Genomic DNA, 8168 nt, shown 5'->3' with positions numbered 1-8168 from the left:
ACCGGCCGCCTGGCGGCAGGCGCCTCGGCACGGCTGGTTTGTTGTTCCAGGGACGGGTACGTGCGCTGGATATGCTCGGCCAGCGCCCTGAGCGACGGAAAATCGAACAGTGCCGTGACCGGCAGGCGCAGGCCGAGCTTCTGGTTGAGCGCGTTGATCAAGGTGATGCCGGTGATCGAGTCCACACCGTAGTTGGCAAAGGCCTGGTCCTCCTGCACCCGGGCGCGGTCGAGTTTCAGCACTTCCAACAGCGCCTCGTGGATCGCCTGGCGCACCGGCATCCCGCGCTCTTGCGCCAAGTCCGTTGGCTGCGAGCTCGGCGCCGGGCTTGCTGGGCAAGTTTCCCGGGCAGCACTGTCGCCGCTCTCATGCCCTGCTTGCCGCGCTGCCTCGCCCTGGAACTCGATCACCCCATCGCTGATGCCGGTGACGATTTGCTGGCCCAGGCCATGGGCCGCTGCCGCCGGCTGGTTCAGCGAGCCATAACCCTCGAGCTCCAGCACCTGCCGCCAGGTCGATGGCGCCAATGCCGGGGTTCCGGGAACCCGCAGCGCAACGTCGGTCGCCATTCGCCAACCATCGAGCAAGCCGAAGGTCAGGTGGGTGAACAGGCTGGCCTGGGTCAGTTCGTTGAGCAACAGCAGGCCATTGCCCCGCAGCAGGCTCTTGACGTGCCGCAGGGTGCGGCGGATGTCTTGCGTCGCATGCAGGACATTGGCCGCTACCACCACGTCGTAGTGCCCGGGTTCGAAACCCTGGCTGCGTGGATCGCGTTCTATGTCCAGGTTGCCGGTACGCAGGTACGACGCCTGCTCCCCGTACTGCTCACGCCCATGGGCCAGGAATGCCTCTGACACATCGGTGTAGCAGTACTCGTCGATCGCCTGCGCATAGGGCGCCAAGTGCTGGAACAGCCGCTCGCTGGTGCCGCCGGTTCCCGCGCCGATCTCGATGATCCGCAACCGTGTTTGGGGATCAGCGGCCAGGCGCTGTGTCACATAGGCCAGCAGCTGTTCCGCCAGCACGGCGTTGAAGTAGTCGGCCAGTGGATGGCCGCGATAGATACCCTGCACCCGCTCCACGCTGCCGCCCGGGAACAGCACTGCGGTGGCCGCGCACTCTGCGCGCAGTATCCCGGGCAACGCCGGCAGCACGGCATCGAGCAAGCGGATCTGGTTGTGCACCGCGGCCTGCTCGGGGCCTTGCAGCAGGCGTTCGCGGTCGGCCTCCCATTGTCGCCAGGCGCCAGGCCAGTCCGTCGCCGCCTGCGCCTGGCCACTGGCGTCCAGCAGGCGCAGGGCATCCTCGCGCCAACCGACGTAGGCCGAAGCCAGGCCTGCAGGGCCATGCTCCCAGCCCTGATGGGCCAGCAGATTACGTAGCAGCTGCGCCAGGGCGCGCTCCAGTTCGGCCAGCACCGGAGCCGCCCGCTGCGGCAGGCCAAGCGAGGCGTCGCCATTCAAGATCACCGGGGCCACCGACGCGTTGATCTGCAACTGGCGATCATCCGCCACTGCCCATTGGCTCGCGGCTTGCGCATGCCGGGCCTTGAAGAACGCCAGCTGTGGCAGTGGGCTGGCCAGCAGGCGCTCCAGCAGCGCCATGGCCTGTGGTGCTTCGATCGAGCCGATCCCGGCCGCCTCCATGCGCTGCCGATAGCTGGCCTTGGCCACTATGCCGACACTGCCCCAATAGCCCCAGTTTATGATCTTCACCGGGTATGGCCGCTCCCGCAGGCCCAGGGCAAAAGCATCGGCGTAGCAGCAACCGGCGGCGTAGTTGGCCTGGCCCGGGGCGCGGATGAAGCTTTGCATCGATGAGAAAAACAGCATGAAATCCAGGTCTTGCCGGCCGAACACCGCATCGAGGTTCTCGCTGGTGGCCGCCTTGGCCCGTAGCGCGGCATCGAATACCCCGGGGGCCATCTGCGCCACGCCGCGATCCTCCAGCACGATGGCGGCGTGCACCACGCCATGCACCGCGCCGTAACGGCGGCGAACGGTTTGCTCGGCGGCTTCCAGCGCCGCTCGGTCGTTGGCGTCCGCCCGCAGGTAGAGCGGCGTGGGGCCGAGGCTGCCCAGGCGCGCCCGTTGCGCCTCGATCGCCGCATCGGCCTCACGGCGGCCCAGCCATATCACCTGGGCCTGGTAGCGACGGATCAGGTATTCACTGAAGACCGTGCCCAGGCCGCCGGCACCACCGAGGATCAGGTAGACCCCCCGTTCGCGCAGCGCACTGTCGCCGACGTCCGGCAGTACGCAGGGCACCAGGCGCTGGCGATACCATTGGCCGTCGCGCAGGGCCAGGGTTTCCCCCGGCAGTTCTGGCACATCCGGGCCAGCCTGCGCCGAAGGCCAGGGGGCCTGGCCGGCGAGGTCGAGCACGCGCACCTGCCAATGGCTATATTCCTTGGCCACCGAACCCATCAGCCCGTGGACACTGGCCTGTTCTGGATCGCCGGTTTCTGCGGCCAGAACCGGCAGCGCCTGGCGGGTGACCACCGTCAACGCCAGGGGCCGGCTACCGTAGTCCAGGGCCAAAAGCGCCTGGACCAGCTGCAGGCCGATCCGTGCGACCCCGGGCTGGCCCTGCGGCACATGCCAGAGCAGATGGTCGAACCCGGTCCTGGCGCCCAACCAGCTGGCACAGGCTGCCGCCCCATCGGGCGTGCCCCATTGGCGAGCGATCGCTCCTGGAACTTCCAGCAGATGCTGGTCCTGGGTATCGGCGATGGTCCTCACGGCCTCTAGCGCTTGCCAACGCGGGGCCAGGGTCAGCTCTCCCGCAAGCTCTGGTTGCGCGGGCGTGCGACAGCAAAAGCCGCTCAAGCGCACCGCCACCTGGCCATCGGCGTGCACCAGGTCGACATCGAAGCTCTGCCCTGCGCCCTGTTCCCCGCTGGTGTGCCGCACCACCGCCCATGCTGGGTTCGGTAGCGGACCCCACTGTTCGACCCGGGTCACGGCAAATGGCAGTTGCAGCGCCGGCTTGGCCAGCCAGCCAGTGGCAGCCTGCAATGCGCCATCCAGCAGGGATGGGGGCAAGGTATAGCCCGGTGCCGCGCTGGCCACAGCCAGGCTCGCCAGCACTGCCAGCGGACCGCTGCGCAGTTCCTTGAGGGCGCGAAACCCCGCGCCGTACTCCAGGCCCTGTTCGGTGAAGCGCGCATAACAGCTCGCTGCGTCCACCTGCGACTGGCATGACGCACCTACGGCGGCCAGGTCGACCTGCGGCGCTGGTTGCCCGCTCGCGGGGCGCACCCAGCCCTGGCTATAAAGCAGTTTTTGCGTGCCGGTGCCGCTATGGATCTCATAACGGACCCCACGCCCCGGCTCTTCCACCAGGCCGATATGCACCAGCAGCGGCTGGCTGACCACCAGCGGGCGCAACCAGGCCACCTCCTCCAGCACCATCGTCTGCCCCACTGGCAGTTCGCTGGCCAGGGCCGCCGCTGCGCGGGCCCACTCCAGTTGCACCACCCCCGGCACCACCGGTTGCCCGGCCACCCGGTGTTCGCGAACGAACCATTCGTTGCCCGAGAGTCGGGTGCTGTAGCGCTGTTCGTGCAGGGTCGAACTATTGCAGTGGAGCAATGGGTGCAGGACCGCCCGCTCATCTGGCGTTGAACCAGTCGCCGCCTGGGGCGTTACCCAATAGCGCTCCCGGGCGAAGGGATAGGTCGGCAGCGACAGACGGCGCGGACGATCGGCGCCATACAAGCACGACCAGTCGATCACCACCCCTCTGACCCAGAGTTCGGCCAGCTTCTGCAGGCGCCGTTTCTCCAACAGGCTGACCAGCAGCTGCTGGAACTCCTCTTCGCCGGCCAACACCGAAGCGGCATCCTTGGCCGTCGCCACCTCGCCGCTCAGCAGGCATGCCGATGGCGTGCCGCTGATGAAGTCGCGCAGCGCCTGGCGTACCTGCTCCAGCGAAGTAGCGACGAAGGCCAACCGCTGCTCCAGGGCCGCGCGGCCGGTTTGCAGGCTGTAGGCCAGGGCCGCCAGGTCGAGTCGCGGTTGCTGCTCGATGAACCGCAACAGCGCCTTGGCGTATTCCTGCAAGCGGTCAGCGCGTTGCGCGGACAGCACCAGCAGCGCCGGGGCACCCGCCTCGGCGGCCGCCGGTGCGACAGCCGGCTGGTAGGCATCGATCACTACGTGGGCATTGGTGCCGCTGATGCCGAAGGCGCTGACTGCCGCGCGCAGCGGTTGGCCAGCGGCGACTTGCCAGCTCTGGTGATGGGTATTGACGAAGAACGGCGAGCGGGCGAAATCGAAATGCTCGTTCGGCGTGGCGAAGTGCAGGGTCGGCGCCAGTTCACGGTGGCGCATCTGCAGCAGTACCTTGTGCACCCCCGCGACCCCGGCTGCTGCCGTGGTATGGCCGATGTTGCTCTTGACCGAACCCAGGCCGCAGAAATTGCTCTGCTCGGTCCGTTCCCGGAACACCGTATCCAGGGCTGTCAGCTCGATCGGGTCGCCCAGCTTGGTTCCCGTACCGTGCAACTCGACATAGGAGATGCTCCGCGGATCGATACCGTGGCGGGCGTACACCTCGCGCTCCAGGGCGATCTGGCTGCTGGCGCTGGGCGCAGTGATGCCGTTGGTCTTGCCATCCTGGTTGATGCCCGACGCGACGATCACACCGTGGATACGATCGCCATCGCGCTCGGCATCGGCCAGGCGCTTGAGTACCAGGGCGCCGACGCCCTCGCCGGGCACGATGCCATCGGCGGCGTTGTCCAGGGTCCGGCATTTGCCCGTGGGCGAGAGCATGCCGGCCTTGCACATGCTCATGTATATCTCGGGCGACAGGTACAGGGTGGCGCCGCCCACCAGGGCGACATCCGCTTCGCCGCCGCGCAGCGCCTGGCAGGCCAGGTGCGTGGCCACCAGGGACGACGAGCAAGCAGTGTCCACCAGCAGTGCCGGCCCCTTGAGATTGAGGAAGTAGGCCAGGCGCGCGGCGGCTATCGCCTCGCTCCTGCCGGTGATTTCCGCCGCGCCGCGCTGCTGTTGGGCCAGCCAGCCGTATTCACTGGGGCCCATGATGCCCAGGTACACCCCGCAACGGGCATCGCTCAATTTCTGCGGCGGATACCCCGCGTCCTCGAAGGCCTTGTAGCCCTCCTCCAGGAACAGGCGTTGCTGAGGGTCGATCCATTCCGCCTCCGCCGGCGAGATGTTGAAGAACAACGGATCGAAACAGTCGATGTCATCCAGCCGGCCCAGCCACTTGCTGTAGGTCTTGCCCGGCTTGCCGGCCTCGGGATCGTAGTAGTCGTCGACGCTCCAGCGCGCTGGCGGGATCTCCTCGACGCAGTCGCGACCGGCCACCAGGTTGTCCCAGTAGGCATCCAGCGTCGGTGCCTGCGGATAGCGCCCGGACATGCCGATGATGGCGATACCTTCGCTGGCCGTTGCGGTCCCGGCCGCACTAGGTGCAGGCGCGGCTGGTATTGGCGCTGTCTCTGGTGGTGCAGGCGGTTGTGGGCTGGCCGCAGCCCTGGCGACAGTCGGCTGCGGGGCAAGCGAGGTCGGTGGCGCTTGAACCTGGATCGGTGCCTTGGGCTGCAAGGTCTGCTCGACCAGGGCGGCCATGCGCCTGACGCTGGAATGCTGATAAACCACAGGTGCGTTCAGCGCCAGGCCATAGCGCCGGTTGAGATCACGGACCCATTCGACACCGATCACCGAATCCAGGCCCAGGTCGACGAACAAATGATCCAGGCCGATCTCGCCAGGATCGAGGAACAGCGCGGCGGCGAGACTGGTGGTCAGCTCGCGCTCAAGTAGCGCGCGCCGCTCGGCTTGCACATGGGGGGCAACCTCCGGGGTACGGGGCGCCGCGACCGGTTGGGCGGTCATGGGCGAGTCTTGCGCGGTTACCGGCGCGGCCTGCTCCGCCGGCGTCGGGGGCTCGATGGCGGGTCCATCCTCCAGGGCGCGCAACTGCAACTTGCGCGGCTTGCCGTCATCGAGCCCGGGCAGGGACGAGTCCCCCGCAAAAGCGGTGGTTGGCGACTGTGGGGGTTGACGCTCCATGGTGATGCTCCCTGTTGTGCTTCCATGCAGTACCGAGCAGAGCTGGCGGGCGAACGGATAGGTCGGCAAGTCGATCCGGCGTGGCAACGGTGCTGTGTAGAGGGGCGTCCAATCCACGACGGCTCCCTGGACCCAGCGTTGCGCCAGGACTTGCAGCCGTTCCTGGGCCACGTTGGCCGGGGCATCGGCAGGCGGCGGGTGATCCTGGGAGGCTTCGCCCTGCCACAGCTCGCCAGCCTCGACCCCGGGCTGGCCCAGCCCTGCCAGTTTGCTGGCCAGCTCCGCCAATGAACGGGCCAGCAGCGCCAGGCGATGAGCCATGGCCTCACGCCCGACCTGCAGGGTGTAGGCGATATCGCGCAACTGCGCCGGGGCGAATCGGCCATCCGTCACCACCGCGCGCAAGCGTTCGGCGCTGGCCAGCAGGCTGTCGCGGGTCCGCGCCGAAAGCAGGATCAGCACTGGCTCAGCAATATCCGCTGCGGCAGATGGCGGTGGTTCACAGGCTTCCAGCAGCACATGGGCGTTGGTGCCGCTGAAACCGAAGCTGCTGACGCCGGCAATCCGCCGGCCGGCGAACCACGGGCGCGGCCGGTCGACCACCTGCACCGGCAGGTTGGCCCAGTCCACCTGCGGGTTGGGTGAGCGAAAATGCAGCTGCCCGGGAATCTGTCCCTTACGCATGGCGAGGATGACCTTGATCAGCCCCGCCACGCCGGCGGCGGCCTCAAGGTGCCCAAGCTGGGTCTTGACCGAACCGAGCAACAGCGGACGCTGCGCTTGTCGGCCAGCCCCCAATGCCTGGGCGGCGGCCTGCACCTCGATCGGATCGCCCAAGCGGGTACCGGTGCCGTGGGCTTCCAGGTACTGCACCTGATGCGGGGCCAGGCTGGCCTGGGCCAGCGCGGCTTCGATGACCACGCGCTGGGCCGCCTGGTTCGGCACGGTCAGCCCGGCACTGGCGCCATCGTGATTGATCGCACTGCCGCGGATGACCGCCCATATCGAGTCGCCGGCAGCCAGGGCGTCGGCATGACGCTTGAGCACCAGCAGTCCGCAGCCTTCGCCCCGGACATAGCCATCGGCGGCCTCATCGAAGGTGCTGCAACGGCCGCGCGGCGAGAGCATGCCGGCAGCGCGGAAGGCCTCGGACTCCGCCTGATCCAGCAGCAGGTTCACGCCACCGGCCAGGGCCATCTGGCACTTGCCGCCCAGCAGGCTTTCACAGGCCAGGTGGATCGCCACCAGCGATGAACTGCAAGCGGTGTCCACCGAGAGCGCCGGCCCATGCCAGTCGAAGAAGTACGCCAACCGCCCGGCGGCGACCGAGGCCGCGTTGCCAGTGGTGAAGGCCGGCCTGGACTCGTGCCCCTGCGCCGTTTGCCGCAAGAGCACGTCATAGCCATGTCCCATCAGGCCGACGAACACCCCGGTGCTGGAGCCACGCAAGCTGCCTGGCGCGATCGCCGCCTGCTCCAGTGCCTCCCAGGCGGTTTCCAGCAACAGCCGCTGCCGGGGATCGAGCAGCTGCGCCTCCCTGGGGGAAATGCGAAAGAAACGTGGGTCGAACTCCTGCGCCCCCTCGATGAAACCACCGCGCTCCGGCTCGTCGTCCAGGCCATCCCGCTGACCAACCGCATCGACGCCCTGTTGCAACAGGCTCCAGAAACGCTCCGGTGAGGAGGCGCCGCCAGGAAAGCGACAGCCCACGCCGACGATGGCGATGCCCCCGGGGCCGGGAGTGCAAGGCGCCGGCTCGGCTGCCGGTGGAGGCGCGTGCCTGGTTCGCTCGTGGGCCGGGGCGCCGTGGTTTTGCAGATAGGCGATGATCGCCGCCGGGGTCCCATGCTGGAAAAAGAACGTGGCCGGCAGCGGGCTGGCCAGGCGCTCCGCCAGGCGATGGCGCAAATCGAGCATCTGCAACGACGTCAGGCCCATTTCCATCAATGGCACGTGCTCGCCATAGGCCTCGGCCCGGGCTTCGCCCAACACCCCCAGCAGCAATTGGCCTACCACCTGCGGCCACTGTCCGGACGGGACGGCCGGTGATGGCGCTGCCGTTGTCTTGAGTGGCGGGGGCATGTTCCGCACATCGGGGTATTCCACCAGGACCCCGGCGTC

At 68.0% G+C, this 8168-nt stretch carries 1 protein-coding gene; it reads right to left on the bottom strand.

Going from position 1 to position 8168, the window contains the following annotated elements; translation table 11 throughout:
- Window positions 1–8168: SDR family NAD(P)-dependent oxidoreductase (locus tag CAG11_RS32680; protein WP_143494879.1), on the bottom strand; the 8168-nt coding region annotated here is incomplete at both ends.

The organism is Pseudomonas sp. B6(2017) (assembly GCF_002112765.1).
Lineage (GTDB): Bacteria > Pseudomonadota > Gammaproteobacteria > Pseudomonadales > Pseudomonadaceae > Aquipseudomonas > Aquipseudomonas piscis.
Note: the sequence above shows the minus strand (reverse complement) of the source record. Positions and strands in the feature narration are given on the sequence as shown.